Genomic DNA, 15,682 nt, shown 5'->3' with positions numbered 1-15,682 from the left:
TTACGCGCGGCACCGACGCCCTGTTCAGTCACCGCGGCATTCCATTGCGCCGGCACGGCCGGTCGCCGTGCCGTGTGACGGCTCAGGCCGCCCGGCGGGACCGGGTCCGGTGGGTGTGGATGATGGCCGCGTAGCGGTGTCCGCTGCCCTTGATCGTGCGCACCTGGGTGCCGTAGTCGACGTGGACCAGGCCGAAGCGCTTGTCGTAGCCGTACGCCCACTCGAAGTTGTCCAGCAGGGACCAGGCGAAGTAGCCGGCGAGCGGGGCGCCCCTGCGGGCGGCCGAGGCGCAGGCGGCCAGGTGGCGCTCCAGGTAGTCCTGGCGTTCGGGGTCGTCGACGCTGCCGTCGGGGCGGACCACGTCGGGGAAGGCTGAGCCGTTCTCGGTGACGTGGATCTTCCGGGCGCCGTACTCCTCGGTGAGCCGCAGCAGCAGGGTCTCGATGCCGCTCGCGTCGATCTCCCAGTCCATGCCGGTGCGCGGGACGCCGGCACGGCGGACCGAGCGGGCGTAGGGCGCGGGGCCGTCGGGGGCGTCGGCGACGTACGCCGGGAAGTAGTAGTTCAGGCCGAGCCAGTCCAGCGGGGTCGCGATCGTCTCCAGGTCGCCCGCGCGGAGCGGGAGTTCGGCGCCGTAGGTTTCGATCATGTCGGCCGGGAAGCCGCGGCCGTGCACCGGGTCGAGCCACCAGCGGTTGATGTGGCCGTCGTGGCGGCGGGCGGCCGCGACGTCCTCGGGACGGCCGGTGGCGGCGTGCACGGTGGAGAGGTTGTTGACGATGCCGACCTCCGCGCCGGGCGCGGCGGCGCGGATCGCCTGCGTGGCGAGGCCGTGGCCCAGCAAAAGGTGGACGGAGGCCCGTACGGCGGCGGTCAGGTCGGTCCAGCCCGGGGCCATCCTGCCCTCCAGGTGACCGATCCAGGCCGAGCAGCTCGGCTCGTTGAGGGTCGCCCAGAGCGTGACGCGGTCCCCGAGGCGGGCGGCGGCCACCGAGGCGAACTCGGCCAGCGCGTGGGCGGTGTCCCGCGCGGGCCAGCCGCCGCGGTCCTGGAGGACCTGCGGCAGGTCCCAGTGGTAGAGGGTGACGCTCGGGGTGATGCCCGCCTCCAGCAGGGCGTCCACCAGCTCGTCGTAGAAGGCGAGGCCCTTGGGATTGACCGGGCCCGTCCCGCCGGGGATCACACGGGGCCACGCCAGCGACAGCCGGTAGGCGTTGACGCCGAGCCGGCGCATCAGGGCGATGTCCTCGCGCCAGCGGTGGTAGTGGTCGCAGGCGACGTCGCCGGTGTCGCCGTTCGCGACCTTCCCCGGGGTGTGCGAGAAGGTGTCCCAGATCGAGGGCGTGCGGCCGTCCTCGGCGACGGCTCCCTCGATCTGGTACGCCGCGGTGGCCGCGCCCCACAGGAAGTCGTGCGGGAGTGCGGCGAGGTCGATGCGTTCGGACACGGAAGTCCCTTCGGAATGCGGGGTGGGGGTGACTCGGCCGAGGGTCACTTGACGGCACCTGCCGTCAGACCGGCGACGAGATAGCGCTGCAGCAGCAGGAAGCCGGCCACCACGGGCACGCTGACGACCAGCGAGGCGGCCATGATCTGGTTCCAGTAGACGTCGTTGAGGGTGGAGTAGCCCTGGAGGCCGACGGCGAGGGTGCGGGTGGTGTCGTCGGTCATGACGGAGGCGAAGAGCACCTCGCCCCACGCGGTCATGAAGGCGTAGACGGCGACCGCGACGATGCCGGGGACCGCGGCCGGTACGACGATCCTGAGCAGCGCGCCGAGCGGGCCGCAGCCGTCCACCAGCGCCGCCTCGTCCAGGTCGCGGGGCACCGAGTCGAAGTACCCGATCAGCATCCAGACCGAGAACGGGAGGGAGAAGGTGAGATAGGTGAGGACCAGGCCGCCCCGGGAGCCGAACAGGGCGATGCCGGTGGCGTTCCCGATGTTGACGTAGAGCAGGAAGAGGGGGAGGAGGAAGAGGATGCCGGGGAACATCTGTGTCGACAGGACCGTCACCGTGAAGACCCGCTTGCCGCGGAAGTCGTAGCGGCTGACGGCGTACGCGGCGAACACCGCGATCACCACCGAGCAGACCGTCGCCGCGCCGGCCACGATCAGCGAGTTCGTGAAGTACCTCGCGAGCGGGACCGTCGACCAGATGTCGATGTACGGGCGGATGGTCAGGCCGCTGGGCAGCCAGCGGAACGTGCCGGTCACGTCCGCGAGCGGCTTCAGCGAGCTGGAGACCATCACGTACACCGGGACCAGCACGAACCCGGTGAGCAGGGTCAGGAAGATCCGCCGCGACCACAGGAACGAACGCGGGGGCGCCATGGGCGAGTTGGCGCTAGACATCAGCGGAAGCCCTCCGTCCGCGCGAGGTGAACAGCAGGTACCCGCCCGTGACGACGAGCAGGAAGAGCAGCAGCAGGACCGACATGGCGGAGCCGGTGCCGAAGTTCCAGGTGACGAAGGACGCCTGGTAGATGTGGACGGAGATGAGGTCGGCGGCCTCGGGCGCGGACCTGCCGAACAGCACGTACGGCGTGTTGAAGTCGTTGAACGTCCACAGGAACAGGACGAGGACCAGCACCTGGTTGACGGGGCGCAGTGCGGGCAGGGTGATGCGGCGGATCCGCTGCCACATCCCGGCGCCGTCCAGCGCGGCGGCCTCGTACAGCTCCTTCGGGATGTTCTGCAGTCCGGCCGTCACGATGAGGAAGGCGAACGGCCAGCCCTTCCACACCGACACGGTCAGCAGCGCGTAGAAGCTGTTGTCGCCGATGAGCCAGAAGGACGGCTCGGCGGTGAGGTGGAGCTGGTCGTGCAGGACGTGGTTCACCAGGCCGTTGTCGTGCTGGAACATGAAGACCCAGGTGACGACGGCCGTGTAGACGGGCAGCGCGTACGGCACCAGGAAGAGCGCTCTGAGCAGGCCGCGGCCGGGGAAGCCGTCCTGCATGAAGATCGCGGCGGCGGTGCCGGTCAGCCAGCACAGGCCGACGGAGAGCAGGGTGAAGCCGACGGTGACGTAGAAGGAGTGCAGCAGCGCCTCGCCGACGGGGGCGTCGAAGTCCACCGACACCCGGTAGTTGCCGAGACCGGACCAGGGGGCGGTCCCCCAGTCGCGGATGTAGAACTGGGTGAGCTCCTTGAAGCTCATCACGATGCCGATGACCATCGGCACCAGGTGGACGAGGAGTTCGAGCAGCAGGGCGGGCAGGAGCAGCAGGTACGGGAGTCCGATGCGGCGGATCCGCCCGGTGCGGCGGCGGGGTTCGCGCACCGGCGCACCGGGGGACGCCTGTCGGACCGGCTCCCTGTGGGCGGTCGTCGTCATCGTCGGGCTCACGCCGCCGGCATCTGCTGCTGGGCCTTCTGCAGGGCGGCCCTGACCGAGTCGGTCGTCACGGCGCGTCCGGCGGCGGCGTCGGCGAACAGGTCCTTGACGGCCGTGCCGACCGCCGTCTCGAACTGCGACTCGGACGCGACCTGCGGCAGGGCGGCCGCGCTGGTGGCGAGGGTGTTCTTCAGCACCGCGGTGGCGGGCGTGGTGAACGCCGCGGCCGCCTGTGCGGACTTGACGGGCGGGATGGTGCTGTAGGCCTTGTTGAGGATCCGCTGCTCGGCGTCGGAGGTCATGAACTTCACGAACTTCGTGGCGCCGTCGAGGTTGTGGGTGTTCTTGAAGACGGCGAGGTTGATGCCGGCGACCATCGAGTTGACCTGGGTACCGCTGCCGGGGGTACCGGAGATCACCGGGACGGGGGCGATGCCGTAGGCGTCCTCGCTCATGCCCTGGGACGTGAGGTTGGCGGAGGCGGACTGCCACAGCAGCATCGCCTGCCTGCCCTTGGCGAAGTCGCTGACGGACTGGTTCTGCGCGTACTCCGCGTCTCCGGTCGGGATGACCTTGTCCTTGGCCATCAGGTCGATGTAACTCCTGACCCCCTCCACCACCTTCGGGCTGGTGAAGTCGGGCTTGCCGTCGGCGGTGAAGAAGTCGGCGCCGTGCTGCTTGGCGAAGACGAAGACGTGGTGGATGTTCTCCGCGAGGTTGGAGCCCTCGGCGCCGAGCGCGGACCTGCCCCTCGCCTGGATCTTCCTGCCGTCGGCGACCACCTCGTCCCAGGTGGCGGGTGGCTTCCTGATCCCGGCGTCGGCGAAGATCTTCTTGTTGTAGTAGAGGGCGTAGGCCATCGAGTACAGCGGGACGGCGGCCGGGTCCTTGCCCGCCGCGCCGGTCGAGCCGAGCGCGGAGTCGACGAACCGGTCCTTGCCGCCGATCTTCGCGAAGTTCTTCGCGTCCCACGGCAGCAGCGCACCGGTCGCCTGCAGGGACGCGCTCCAGGTGTTGCCGATGTTCAGCACGTCCGGGCCCTGACCCGACGTGGTCGCGGTGAGGATCCGGTTGAGCAGGTCGGACCAGGGCACGACCTCCAGCTTCACCGTGATCCCGGTCTGCTTCTGGAACTTGTCGAGTTCGGGCTGCAGGACCTGCTTGTCGACGTCGATGCTGGCGCCCTGGTTCGTGGCCCAGTACGTCAGCGTCTTCGGCGAGTCGTCGGACCCGCCGCCGCTGGACGAGCCGCCTCCGCAGGCCGTGGCCGCGAGGACGAGAGACAGGGTGACGGCGCCTGTGGCCGCGGCTCGGATGCTGCGCATGGCTCCTGGTGTCCCTTTCCGGGAGTCGAGACCCCCGAGGCCGCGGACCGACACCCGTTCGGAACCGTCCGACCCCCGAAGCCTCTCATGGCTTAATTTAGGACGTGAGTTAAACCCTCCGGAGAATCGCTCGTCAAGGGATACGGCAGCGGCGAACGGTCCAACCAGCTGGAAATCCGCGGGAATCGGGGGAACCTCATGGCGGCCCGGGCGGCCGCACCGTGCGTGACCTGCGGCCGGAGGGCCGGAGCGGTGTTCTGCAACGGTTGTGTGTCGACGGTGGGATGAGGTGCCGGCGCCGCAGGCGGCGAGTCCCGGGCAGCGGCGGCGCGTCCCGAGCGGGCCGCCGCGGTGTGCGGGGCCCGCACGACACAGCGGGCCAACGCAGTGTGCGGGGGCCTCGCCAGGCAGCGGGCCGACGCCGCACACGGATCCCGCACCAGGCAGCGGGCCGACGCCGCATCCAGGGCGCACGAGACAGCAGGCCGACGCCGTATCCAGGGGCGCACCAGACAGCACGCCGACGCCACACGCCGATCCCGCACCAGACAGCAGAACGACGCCACACACGGGCCCCGCACCACGTGCCGCGTCGCCTCGTGACGCGTCGCCTCGTGGTGCGTCGCCTCGTGGTGCGTCGCCTCGTGGCGCGGGGTCCTCCCCCGCTACCGGACCGGCACCGGTCGCGGTGCCGGGGCGTAGCCGGCGGGCCGGGTCGTGAAGGTGCCCCGGCCCTGGGTGCGGCTGCGCAACCGGGTTGCGTAGCCGAACAGTTCGGCCAGCGGGACGGTCGCGGTCAGTACGGCCACGCCGCCACGGGCCTGAGAGCCACCGACCCGGCCGCGCCGGGCGGCCAGGTCACCGAGGACCGAGCCGACGGCGTCCTCGGGCACGGTGACCGTGACCTCGGCGACCGGTTCCAGCAGGGCGAGCGTGCAGGCGCGCAGGGCCGCACGGAGCCCGAGCCGGCCCGCCGTGCGGAAGGCCGTGTCGGACGAGTCCTTCACATGCGTGGAGCCATCGGTGAGCGTGACCCGCAGCCCGGTGACCGGATGCCCGTCGAGCGGCCCCTCGGCGAGCGCGTCCCGGCAGCCGGCCTCCACCGCGCGCACGTACTCCTGCGGCACCCGCCCGCCGACCACGGCCGAGCGGAACTCGAAGCCGGTGACACCGGCTTCGGGCCCGAGCGGTTCCACGTCGAGCACGACATGGGCGAACTGCCCCGCTCCGCCGTCCTGTTTGACGTGCCTGAACACGAAGCCGGTCACCCCGTCGACGACCGTCTCGCGGTGGGCGACCCGTGGCCGGCCCACGCCGACCTCCGGCCCGCCGTCTCGGCGGATCTTCTCCACGGCGACCTCCAGATGGAGTTCCCCCATCCCGGACAGCACGGTCTGCCCGGTCTCGGCGTCGGTGCGCACCACCAGCGAGGGGTCCTCCTCGGCCAGTCGCGCCAGCGCCGACGCCAGCCGGCCGGTGTCCGTGGCGCGCCGGGCCTCGACGGCCACGGACACCACGGGCTCGGCGGCCACGGGCGGTTCGAGCAGCAGCGGTGCGCAGGGGTCGCAGAGCGTGGAGCCGGCCCGCGCCGACTTCAGCCCGGCGAGCGCCACGATGTCGCCCGCGACCGCCCGGTCGAGCTGGACGTGCCGGTCCGCCATGACCCGCAGGATGCGCGCCACGCGCTCGGTGCGCCCGGTGCCCGGGATCCCCACGGTGTCTCCCTTCTCGATCGTGCCCGAGTACACGCGCACGTAGGCCAGCCGCCCGGTGGCGCTCGCGCTCACCTTGAACACGAGCCCTGCGAACGGAGCTTCGGGGTCGGCGGCCCGCCACTGCTCGGTGCCCTCGTGGACGCCGCGCACGGCGGGGACGTCCAGCGGCGAGGGCAGCCAGGCCACGACCGCGTCCAGCAGCGGTTCGATACCGCGGTTGCGGTAGGCGGAGCCGCACAGCACGACCACGCCGTCCCCGGTGCGGGTGAGGTCGCGCAGGGCGGCGGTGAGGGTACCGCAGGACAGCGTCTCCCGGTCGCAGAACTCCTCCAGGGCGGCCGTATGCAGTTCCGCAACCGTTTCCTCCAGCGCGCGCCGCCGCCGTACGGCCTCCTCCCTCAACTCCTCGGGCACCGGCCCCTCCACGGCCGTAGCCGCGCCGTCGGCCCAGACCAGCGAGCGCATGCGCACCAGGTCGACGACGCCGGTGAACGCGTCTTCGGCGCCGATGGGCAACTGGACGACGAGCGGCGCGGGATGCAGCCGGCGCCGGATGGAGTCGACAGCTCGGTCGAGGTCGGCGCCCGCGCGGTCCATCTTGTTGACGAACGCGATTCTCGGCACGCCGTGCCGGTCGGCCTGCCGCCACACCGACTCGCTCTGCGGTTCGACCCCGGCGACGGCGTCGAACACGGCGACCGCCCCGTCGAGGACGCGCAGCGACCGCTCGACCTCGTCGGCGAAGTCGACGTGCCCGGGAGTGTCGATGAGGTTGACGCGGTACCCGTCCCAGGCGCAGCTGACGGCGGCGGCGAAGATGGTGATGCCGCGGTCGCGTTCCTGCGGGTCGAAGTCGGTGACGGTGGTGCCGTCGTGCACCTCGCCCCGCTTGTGGGTGGTGCCCGTCGCGTACAGGATCCGCTCGGTGACGGTGGTCTTGCCCGCGTCGACGTGGGCGAGGATGCCGAGGTTGCGGATGGCGGCGAGGGTGGTGGTGTTCGTGCGCACGGCCCAGGGCCTTTCTGAGGCTCGCTGTGGATCGGGAAAAGGCAGCGCGATCGCCCGTGCGTGCTTGCGTCCAAGTCCTTGCGTCCTCAAGTCCTTGCGTCCTTGTGGAGAGCAGGCACCCCGGCCGTCGGCGTGGGCCGGTGCGGCAGGGGGTCAGCGGGACGTCACGGGCATCCGGTGCCGGCCGCGCAGCGGGCACCGGCCGGACCAGGACACGAGGATCACCTCGTACCGGGAACGGGGAGCGACGACAGCGGTGCGTGCGCGCACGGCCGGGCTCCCCTCTGTGTCGGACGACAGGCGCCGCCGTACGGTCGTCGCGGCGCTCGGTACGGCATGACGGTACGAGAGGCGCGCCGCCGGGGCACGTGATTTTCCGGGTACGCCGTCCGGCCGGAGCCGGTGCGGCGGCGCAGCCCGGCCTGCGCCGTTCCTCGGACGGCCGGGACGACGGGCAGACACCGTGCCTGCCACGGCTCCCTCGCCGTCGACCACGACCATGAACTCGCCCCGTCCGACGACGCCGTGGGCGAGCCCGGTGCCGGGCCGCAGCCGCCGCCGGCCCGCGCAGTGCTGCCCCCTGCGCTCCGGGTCAGCCGTACATCGCCACGCGGTACAGGGTCGCGAGCGCGTCGTCGATGGGGTGGGGCTGCGGCCTGCCCGAGGAGTCGAGCCTGTTCCACCTCTGCATGTTCACCGCGACCGTCATCTGCCGCTTGCCGTCGGCACGGGTCATGGACAGCGCTCCGCCACCCCAGACCGTGCCGCCATGGCCCCAGAAGGTGCCCTGACCAGGGCCCTCCATCGGGTACAGGCCGAGGCCGTAGTCGATCGTCCTTCCCTCCTGGGAGATGACCGGGACGGTGCGCTGCATCTGCGCCAGCGACGACGGGCTGACGATCTCCCCGGCCAGCAGCATGCCGTAGAAGCGGTTGAGGTCCGAGACGGTTGAGATCAGCGAGGCCGACGGCCCCACCCATGACATGTCGTAGACGCTGTAGTCGCGCGGCGGGTCGATCATGCCGAACCACGCCTCGTAGAGCCGCGAGTGCGGCCCGTGGACGTACGGTCCAGCCGGGAGTTGGGAGTCCTGAAGCCCGGCGCGCTCGATGACGTGACGGGTGATGTACCGCTCGGCCGTGGTGCCGGTGACGTGTTCCAGGAGCTGGACGAGGAGCAGGTAGTTGGTGTTCGAGTACACGCCCGGCGTACCGCCCGGGGCGCCGGCGGGAGGTGCGGTGACCCCCATCTCGATCAGTTCGACGGGGTCGAACCGCGTGAACCGGTGGTCGTCCAGGCTCTGGGGTCCGGTGTCCGCGAGGACGGGGTACGCCTTGAGGGAGGGGTAGGCGCAGGGGAGGTACTCGGCGAGGCCGCTGGTGTGGTTGATCAGCATCCGGACCGTGATCGCGCCACCGCGTTCTCCGGGAACCAGCTGCGGTAAGTACCGGCCGATCGGGGTGTCGAGTCCGATCCGACCGCTCTCGACCTGCTGGAGCACAGCTGCGGCGGTGAAGGTCTTGGTGATGCTGCCCACGCGGTGCCGCATGTCGGCGGTGACGGGGCGGCCGGTGGCGGCATCGGCGACCCCCGCGGCGCCGCGCCAGACCTGGTCGCCGTCCCGCACCTCGGCGAACAGGCCCGGCATCCCGGCGCGGTGGACGTTCTCGACGGCCGCGTCCAGCGCCGCGGGGTCCAGTGGGTGCTTCACGTCATGCGTCCTTTCGTCATGCCCCATGTCCTCGTGCTGCTTCATGTCCCCATTATGCACGCACCGCGTGCAACACCAAGTGCACAGGTAGGTTAGGCTGAAAACCGGTGAGAGGAGCACGATGACGGGCCGAAGGCGTTGGTCGACCGAGGAGATCCTGGACGCGGCGGCGGAGTTGCTGCGCACGAGCGACGCCGAGTCGTTCAGCGTGCGCAAGCTCGCCGCAGTGCTCGGGACGGACTCCTCCAGCCTCTACCGGCACTTCCGCAGCAAGACCGAACTGCTGCGCGCGGTCGCCGACCGGATCCTCCTGGCCGCCATGGACGGGTACTGCGCCGAGGGCGACTGGAAGCAGCGCATCACGGACCTGGCCCTGCGCCTGAGAGAGGCCTTCGGCCGGCAGCCCCAGCTCGCCGCGGTCTGGGGCCGTTACGCGTCCGGCGGCGCCGGTTCCCGGCTGGTCATGGAAGAGGTGCTGCAGGCGCTGCGCACGTCAGGGCTGCCCGACGAGGAGATCCCGGTGCGCTACCACCGCATCGCGGTCCTCATCGCCGCGTTGATTGCCTCGGAGGCCGGGGTCAGCACGGTCACCCCCGAAGAGTACGAACAGGGAATGGAGCTGTTCCGCGTGGCGGTACTGGGCGCCGACCCCGAACGCTTCCCGGCCCTGGCCCACTTCGCCCGCGACGTCCGCCCCCTCGGGGCGGACCGCCGCGCCGCGTTCGAGGAGATCCTCGCCGCCCAACTCGCCCACCTCGAAGCCGCGATCCGCCCGAGTTAGTGCTCTGGCCGGGATGGTGCGCCGGGCCGTCTCTTCTGGCGGTCGGATGTGCGGTGGCGTCCGAGCCGACCGCTGGTGGCCGAGCCTGCCGGTGTGGGCAGGTGGACCGACCAGGCGGGAGAGGAGCTGTAACAGAGCGTGCGCCGGGGCGGGCCGACTCGGTGCGGTTCCGGTGCACGATGATGCTGCCGGCCTCGGCCGGCGGGAAGGGAGTTCCGGTGATCGCCCCGCTGGCGCGGGCCGGCGAGGACACCGTCCGGGACGTGAACCACCGGTTCAACGAGATCGAGTGCCCCCGCCCGCCCGACCCGAGCGGCACCCCGCCGCTCGGGTCGACTCGGCGGCCTGATCGATCCGACGCGATGAAGTCGAACCGACATCAGGCCGACAGCAGGGGCGGGACCGGCCTCGTGATCGCGGCAGCCGGCAGCAGAACGTCAGGTTCGGCGCCGGGATCCTCGGAGATGACGAGGCCGGCCGCGTCGACATCGAAGCCGTTCGGCCAGATGGTCAGGTCGCTCGCCAGCGCGCCTTCCAGTCTCGCGTCCCGCAGGTCGGCACCGCCGAGGTCGCAGCCCCGCAGATCAGCCAGTCGCAGATCCGCACGGACGAACACCGCCCCATGGGCCCGAGCCTTGCGCAGGTTCGTCTCCCTGAGGTCCGCACCGGAGAAGTCCGCCTCCCTCAGGTCGGCCTTGACCAGGCGGGCGCCGCGCAGATCGGCTTCGAGACAGCGGACCTGGTGAAGAATCGACGTCCCGAGTTCGGCGTGCCGCAGATTGGCCTCGATCAGTGACGCCCCGCTCAGGTTGACCTGGTACACGCTCGCCGCTTCCAGGCACGTTCCGTCGAGGTTGACACCGTTCAGCCACAGCCCGTCGCAATCGGCTCGACGAAGATCGGTGAAGCTGACGTTCAGCCAGCCCGGGCTGCGTTCCTGGCCAAGGACTCCGAGGCAGGTGAGCGCCACCTGAGCATCAGCGGCACGAGTCTCCAGTGGGCGCACGGAGTTGATGGACGCGTCCGCCGCCGGAGCGCCCGGCTCCTGTGGCGGCCACGGCAGGTGGGTCCGAAGGTACGCGGCCATGATCGAGACGACGGCCTCGTGGTCGCGGGCGGAGTGGTCCGCGATCCGCCAGAGCGCGTAGATGCCGCCGATCCGCACGTCCAGCTTGTCACTGCCGAGCTGTTCCACCGCCCGGCTGAAGCGATCGGTGACAGTGCCCTCCCGGGTGGCGTTCAGCCCGTCCTGGCTGACACGCAACTGCCGCCAGGTGGCGTAGGCGCCGAACAGGACGACCGCGCCACCGGTCGCCTGCAGGAGCGTGGCACGCACGTTGTTCACCGCGTTCATCCGGTCCGCGGCGGCAAGGTGGCCGCCGGCGAGATCGTGGTCCACCACCATGCCCGGCAGGATCAGAAGCACGACGAACAGCACGACCAGTGCGGCCACCCCGGCCAACGCCACGACGACCGCGCGAGTCACACGCCGGCGGCTGTGAACGGATCCCCCCATAGCCATCGGATCCTAGAACAAGGCCGAACCCGGCGAACCTTGTGGTCACGGCACCAGCCGCCGTCTGCCGAAGCTCGTGGGTCACCGCTGCGGGATGGCGAGTTCGCGGCCGCGGTAGAAGCCTTCCCTCTCCTCGACGACGAAGGGGGCCATGGCCGCGCGCCGTTGCGCCTCGTGCTCGGAGGACCTCCAGGCGTCGCACGCCTCCCGGGAGTCCCAGAACGACACCCCGGTGATCTCCTGACCGTCCTCGGACCAGTAGGCGTAGGCACGACGGAGACCCTGCGGGGCGGGGGCCAGCCGCCACGCCTGTTCGAAGTCCTCCAGGGTGTCCGGCCGGATGCGGCGTGTGGTCACCCAGATGTAGTGCTCTTCCATCGCGGCCTCCTCCGCAGCGCCGGCTCGTCGGCTCGCCGAGTCCTCTTCGACCACCGTAGGCGCGGGCCGCCGGCTGCGCCTGCGTGGCCGGGCGCCGCGTCGCCCATCCGTGTCGTATCCCCGTGACGTGGGGCGTTCCGTCTGTGCGGCCGACGGTGGACCATGGGAGCAGGACGCGTGCGGTCGGAGGGCACGAGTCGTCGGCGGTGAGGACGATGAGGGGTTCGATCCGGCTCGGGAGTGTGCGGGGACTGGTGCTGCGGGCCCACTGGAGCGTGCCACTGGTCATGCTCTTCTTCGCGTACGGTCTGGCAGTCCGCACCCTGCCCGGGTACGCGCCGGGCCTCGCACCCGTGGTGTACGCGGTGGCCGGGGTCGCCGGAGCCGTGCTGTTGCTGGTGAGCCTGCTGGTGCATGAGGCGGCGCATGCGCTGACGGCTCGCCGGGCGGGGGTGGGCGTGCGGGACGTGACGCTGTGGGCGCTCGGCGGATTCACCCGGATGGACCGGCCGGCGACGGCGCGGACGGCGTTCGTCGTCGCCGTAAGCGGGCCGCTCGCCAGCCTGCTGCTCGGCGGCATCGGGCTCGGCGCGGCGGCCGCGGCCGAGGCGGCGCCGGGCTGGCGGATCCTGGTCGCCGTGCTGGGCTGGCTCGGCGGCACGAATCTGGTGCTGGGTGTGTTCAACCTGCTGCCCGCCGCGCCGCTGGACGGAGGCCGGCTGCTGCAGGCCGCGCTGTGGTGGCGCACGGGGGATCGCGAGCGGGCCCAGCGGGCGGCGGGGCGCAGCGGTCAGGTCGTCGGCATGGTGCTGGCCGTCCTGGGCTGGCTCGCGTTCGCCAGGGGCGTGTCGGGCGGCCTGTGGCTGATTCTCGTCGGTGTGTTCGTCTCAGGTGTGGCCGCGGCGGAACGCCGGTGGGCGGAGCTGGTCACGGCCCTGCGGGGCCTCAGGGTCGGGCAGACGATGACCGCTCCGGTGGTCACCGGTCCGGACTGGCTGACCGTCGACCGTTTCCTCACCGAGGTGGCGGCCGGTGCACGGCACGCGGTGCTGCCGCTGCTGGACTTCGAGGGCCGGCCCAGCGGCGTCGTACAGCTGGGCCGGCTGGCCGCCGTACCTGCCGGCGAGCGGGCGTCGCTGCGGGCACGGGACGTGGCGACCCCACTGTCACGGTGTGCGCTCGCCACACCGGACGAGCTGCTGACCTCCGCCCTGGAGCGCATCGGCACCGAGGGCCGCCTCCTGCCCATCCTGGTCATGGACGACAGCCGGCTGCTGGGGATCGTCACGGCGCACGACATCGACCGGTCCCGCCGTACGGCTCAAGGGGGGCGCTCTTCGTGAGGCCGCCCTTGAGCCGTGGGCCGGTCGTGGGCCGCCGGCCGGAGCTCTCGACGTCGCCGAGACCAGCCGGGGCACCGTGCCGGCGCCCGGGCGCGCTGCGGATCGGTGGCAGCACGGCACGTCGTTCCCGTGCGGACCGGCTGTTGACATCGTGAGATACGAAGAACACCGGCGCCGCCGCCCCGGCAGGCATCCGGCGCCGAGCACCGCGAGGAGCAGGCCCGGCGGCGGACGCGTGCGTCGCGTGCGGCATGTGCCGGACGGGGCGCTGTCGCCGGCTCCGGGGGGTGGGGGCCACAGCGTCGTTACCGGCCGCTGTCCTGGTGAATTGTCCGGCGTCAGGCGACTGTTACTCCGCCTTCGGTGGAGTCGGTGGAGCGGCTGAGTTCCTCCCAGGCGTCGAAGTCGCCCTGGACGCGCCTGCGCCCGGCGGCGACGGTGAGGTTCCGGTCGCTGACAAAGGCAGGAGCCAGATCCATCGACTCCAGCATCTGTCGCAGCGCCGGTCGTAGCCGTGACGAGTGCTCGGCCCGGTCCTTGTGCCCGGCTGTGGTGCCCGCCAGGGCGAACAGGTGCCGCCGCTCGATGTCATCGAACCGCAGCGCGTCGCAGAGGGCGTGCAGCACCTGTTCGGACGGCTGCCGGGCGCGGCCCTGTTCCAGACGGGTGTAGTACTCGGTACTCACCCCGGCCAGTTGCGCGACCTCACCGCGACGCAGACCGGCGACCCGGCGACCGGCGCCGAACTCGACCGGCAGCCCGACCTCATCCGGCATGAGTCCAGCACGGCGGGCCCGCAGGAATTCGCCCAAATCGTTGTCGCCCATGCCTTGAGTCTGCTCGTCACCCGGCCGATCACCAAGGGCGTGGCTGGCCCTGCCAGTACTACGCACCAGGCCGTGCGAGGCCGGCGACGTGCCGGAGTCGGCAGGCGTCATCGCGCTGTTCCCGCTGATCCTCGGGGCCTTCGGGTGTTCGGGGTGTTCAGGGTGTTTCGGGGTGCGCGGGCGGCTGCTGGGCACCTTCGCGTGGGATGGCGATGACGGCGACTCCCGGCCGCCCGGAGCGCGGTACGGCGCACTGCCGCTCGCCGCCCGGAGCTTGGTGCGGCGAACTGCCCCTCGCCGCCCGGAATGCGGTACGGCGAACTACCCCTCGCCCCTCGCCCCTCGCCGCTCGTCGTACGTCGAACCGCTGCTCGCCGCGGGACGGGTCGCCGGCATACCCGGCGTGCGGCCGGAAAGGCTCCTTGTGGCCGGGGGTCGCGCGTCGCGATACTCGTCAAAGGTCCAACTTTTGGCATGGTCACGCCACACCTGGGCGATGGACATGCCCTCCCCAACCCCTCCGGTCCCGGCCTGCCGAGCAGACGGGACACCCCCACAGGAGGCCATACATGACGTACCGTCACATGACGGCTCGCCTCATCCTCGCGGGCACCGGCGCGGCCGCACTCGCCGCCACCGCCATCCTGCTGCCGGCCGCCGGCGCGGCCACCGCCGCGCCCGCCTCGGCGGCCCACCAGGTCAAGGCCGCCGCGGACCTCACCGCCCGGCTCGGGAATCGCGCCGCCGGCTCCTACTACGACGCCGCGTCCCGGCATCTCGTCGTCGACATCACCGACCCCTCCGCGGCGCACCAGGTCCGCGAGGCGGGGGCCGTACCCAGAGTGGTGCACTACTCCACCGCCCAACTCCACGCAGCGATGGGGACCTTGGGCAAGCAGGCACGGATCCCCGGCACCGCGTGGGCGATCGACCCCCGGCAGGACAAGGTGGTGGTCACCGCCGACCCCACGGTCACCGGGGCGGCGCGCGCCCGGCTCGACAAGGCGGTCGACGCACTGGGCGACCAGGCGGTCCTGCGGCACGCGACCGCACCGTTCAAGCCACTGGCCGCCGGCGGCGACGCCATCTGGGGCAGCACGGTGCGCTGCTCCCTCGGATTCAACGTGTCCGTGGACGGCGAGCCCTACTTCCTCACCGCCGGCCACTGCGGCAACGCCTCCTCGACCTGGTCCGACTCCCAGGGCGGCACGGAGATCGGCCAGACCGTCGACTCACAGTTCCCCGGCACCGACTACGCCCTCGTCCAGTACGACGACTCCGGTGCCGACCATCCCAGCGCGGTCGACCTGTACGACGGCGGCTCCCAGCAGATCACCCACGCCGCCGACGCCTACGTGGGCGAGCAGGTCCAGCGCAGCGGCAGCACCAGCGGCCTGCACGGCGGAACGGTCACCGGTGTGGACGCCACGGTGAACTACGAGGAGGGCTCGGTCTCCGGACTGATCGACACCGACGTGTGTGCCGAGCCCGGCGACAGCGGCGGTGCCCTCTTCGACGGCGACGCGGCGATCGGACTGACCTCCGGCGGCAGCGGTGACTGCACCTCCGGCGGCGAGACGTTCTTCCAGCCGGTGACGGCCGCACTGAGCGCCGAGGGCGCCGACATCCCGTAACCGTCCGCGCGGGCGGGGGGGGGGGGGGGGGGGGGGAAGGGAAGGGGGAAAAGAAAGGGAGCAACCAGCCACACAAGGGGGGAAGAAGAGGGAGGGGGGGGGGGAAG

At 71.6% G+C, this 15,682-nt stretch carries 12 protein-coding genes; 3 read left to right on the top strand and 9 right to left on the bottom strand.

Going from position 1 to position 15,682, the window contains the following annotated elements:
• Positions 1 to 82: 82 nt before the first annotated feature.
• The 6 genes from ACZ7HQ_RS10320 to ACZ7HQ_RS10295 form a co-directional block, all read right to left on the bottom strand.
• Positions 83 to 1,447 carry a GH1 family beta-glucosidase gene (locus ACZ7HQ_RS10320; RefSeq protein WP_470987002.1) on the bottom strand — a complete coding sequence of 455 codons (1,365 nt, stop codon included), beginning with the start codon at positions 1,445 to 1,447 and terminating at the stop codon, positions 83 to 85.
• Between the two features lie 44 nt (positions 1,448 to 1,491).
• The gene (locus ACZ7HQ_RS10315; protein ID WP_470987150.1) at positions 1,492 to 2,331 is read right to left on the bottom strand and encodes a carbohydrate ABC transporter permease; all 840 of its coding nucleotides are present in this window, start codon (positions 2,329 to 2,331) and stop codon (positions 1,492 to 1,494) included.
• A gap of 13 nt (positions 2,332 to 2,344) precedes the next feature.
• Positions 2,345 to 3,337, bottom strand: coding sequence for a carbohydrate ABC transporter permease (locus tag ACZ7HQ_RS10310; RefSeq protein WP_470987001.1), 993 nt, complete (start codon positions 3,335 to 3,337; stop codon positions 2,345 to 2,347).
• Between the two features lie 8 nt (positions 3,338 to 3,345).
• Complete coding sequence (locus tag ACZ7HQ_RS10305) at positions 3,346 to 4,662, bottom strand: ABC transporter substrate-binding protein (RefSeq protein ID WP_470986999.1); 1,317 nt, start codon at positions 4,660 to 4,662, stop codon at positions 3,346 to 3,348.
• Between the two features lie 665 nt (positions 4,663 to 5,327).
• Complete coding sequence (gene fusA / locus ACZ7HQ_RS10300; RefSeq protein ID WP_470986997.1) at positions 5,328 to 7,385, bottom strand: elongation factor G; 2,058 nt, start codon at positions 7,383 to 7,385, stop codon at positions 5,328 to 5,330.
• A 592-nt stretch (positions 7,386 to 7,977) separates the two neighbouring features.
• A complete protein-coding gene (locus ACZ7HQ_RS10295) occupies positions 7,978 to 9,141 on the bottom strand; it encodes a serine hydrolase domain-containing protein (protein WP_470986996.1) in 1,164 nt (387 codons plus the stop codon).
• A 76-nt stretch (positions 9,142 to 9,217) separates the two neighbouring features.
• Between ACZ7HQ_RS10295 and ACZ7HQ_RS10290 the strand changes: the two genes are divergently transcribed.
• Complete coding sequence (locus ACZ7HQ_RS10290) at positions 9,218 to 9,877, top strand: TetR/AcrR family transcriptional regulator (protein ID WP_470986995.1); 660 nt, start codon at positions 9,218 to 9,220, stop codon at positions 9,875 to 9,877.
• Between the two features lie 379 nt (positions 9,878 to 10,256).
• Here ACZ7HQ_RS10290 and ACZ7HQ_RS10285 read toward each other — a convergent pair whose 3' ends face one another.
• Positions 10,257 to 11,363 (bottom strand): pentapeptide repeat-containing protein, encoded by a 1,107-nt coding sequence (locus ACZ7HQ_RS10285; RefSeq protein WP_470986994.1) that lies wholly within the window; start codon positions 11,361 to 11,363, stop codon positions 10,257 to 10,259.
• 111 nt (positions 11,364 to 11,474) lie between these two features.
• Complete coding sequence (locus ACZ7HQ_RS10280; protein WP_470986993.1) at positions 11,475 to 11,771, bottom strand: antibiotic biosynthesis monooxygenase; 297 nt, start codon at positions 11,769 to 11,771, stop codon at positions 11,475 to 11,477.
• Positions 11,772 to 11,986: 215 nt separating this feature from the next.
• Here ACZ7HQ_RS10280 and ACZ7HQ_RS10275 point away from each other — a divergent pair, with 215 nt between their 5' ends.
• Entirely contained in the window at positions 11,987 to 13,114 is a 1,128-nt protein-coding gene (locus ACZ7HQ_RS10275) for a site-2 protease family protein (protein ID WP_470986992.1), read from the top strand.
• A 338-nt stretch (positions 13,115 to 13,452) separates the two neighbouring features.
• Here ACZ7HQ_RS10275 and ACZ7HQ_RS10270 read toward each other — a convergent pair whose 3' ends face one another.
• A complete protein-coding gene (locus ACZ7HQ_RS10270) occupies positions 13,453 to 13,941 on the bottom strand; it encodes a helix-turn-helix domain-containing protein (protein ID WP_470986990.1) in 489 nt (162 codons plus the stop codon).
• 569 nt (positions 13,942 to 14,510) lie between these two features.
• On the opposite strand from ACZ7HQ_RS10270, the gene ACZ7HQ_RS10265 reads away from it, so the two are divergent.
• Positions 14,511 to 15,575 carry a S1 family peptidase gene (locus tag ACZ7HQ_RS10265; protein ID WP_470986989.1) on the top strand — a complete coding sequence of 355 codons (1,065 nt, stop codon included), beginning with the start codon at positions 14,511 to 14,513 and terminating at the stop codon, positions 15,573 to 15,575.
• Positions 15,576 to 15,682: the final 107 nt, after the last annotated feature.

It is taken from the genome of Streptomyces sp. NPDC037290 (genome assembly GCF_055603245.1).
Note: the sequence above shows the minus strand (reverse complement) of the source record. Positions and strands in the feature narration are given on the sequence as shown.

Coding starts and splice junctions, on each gene's coding strand:
- ACZ7HQ_RS10315 (WP_470987150.1), bottom strand. CDS start 2,331: ATGGCGCCCCCGCGTTCGTTCCTGTGGTCGCGGCGGATCTTCCTGACC.
- ACZ7HQ_RS10310 (WP_470987001.1), bottom strand. CDS start 3,337: ATGACGACGACCGCCCACAGGGAGCCGGTCCGACAGGCGTCCCCCGGT.
- ACZ7HQ_RS10305 (WP_470986999.1), bottom strand. CDS start 4,662: ATGCGCAGCATCCGAGCCGCGGCCACAGGCGCCGTCACCCTGTCTCTC.
- ACZ7HQ_RS10295 (WP_470986996.1), bottom strand. CDS start 9,141: ATGAAGCAGCACGAGGACATGGGGCATGACGAAAGGACGCATGACGTG.
- ACZ7HQ_RS10290 (WP_470986995.1), top strand. CDS start 9,218: ATGACGGGCCGAAGGCGTTGGTCGACCGAGGAGATCCTGGACGCGGCG.
- ACZ7HQ_RS10280 (WP_470986993.1), bottom strand. CDS start 11,771: ATGGAAGAGCACTACATCTGGGTGACCACACGCCGCATCCGGCCGGAC.
- ACZ7HQ_RS10275 (WP_470986992.1), top strand. CDS start 11,987: ATGAGGGGTTCGATCCGGCTCGGGAGTGTGCGGGGACTGGTGCTGCGG.
- ACZ7HQ_RS10270 (WP_470986990.1), bottom strand. CDS start 13,941: ATGGGCGACAACGATTTGGGCGAATTCCTGCGGGCCCGCCGTGCTGGA.
- ACZ7HQ_RS10265 (WP_470986989.1), top strand. CDS start 14,511: ATGACGTACCGTCACATGACGGCTCGCCTCATCCTCGCGGGCACCGGC.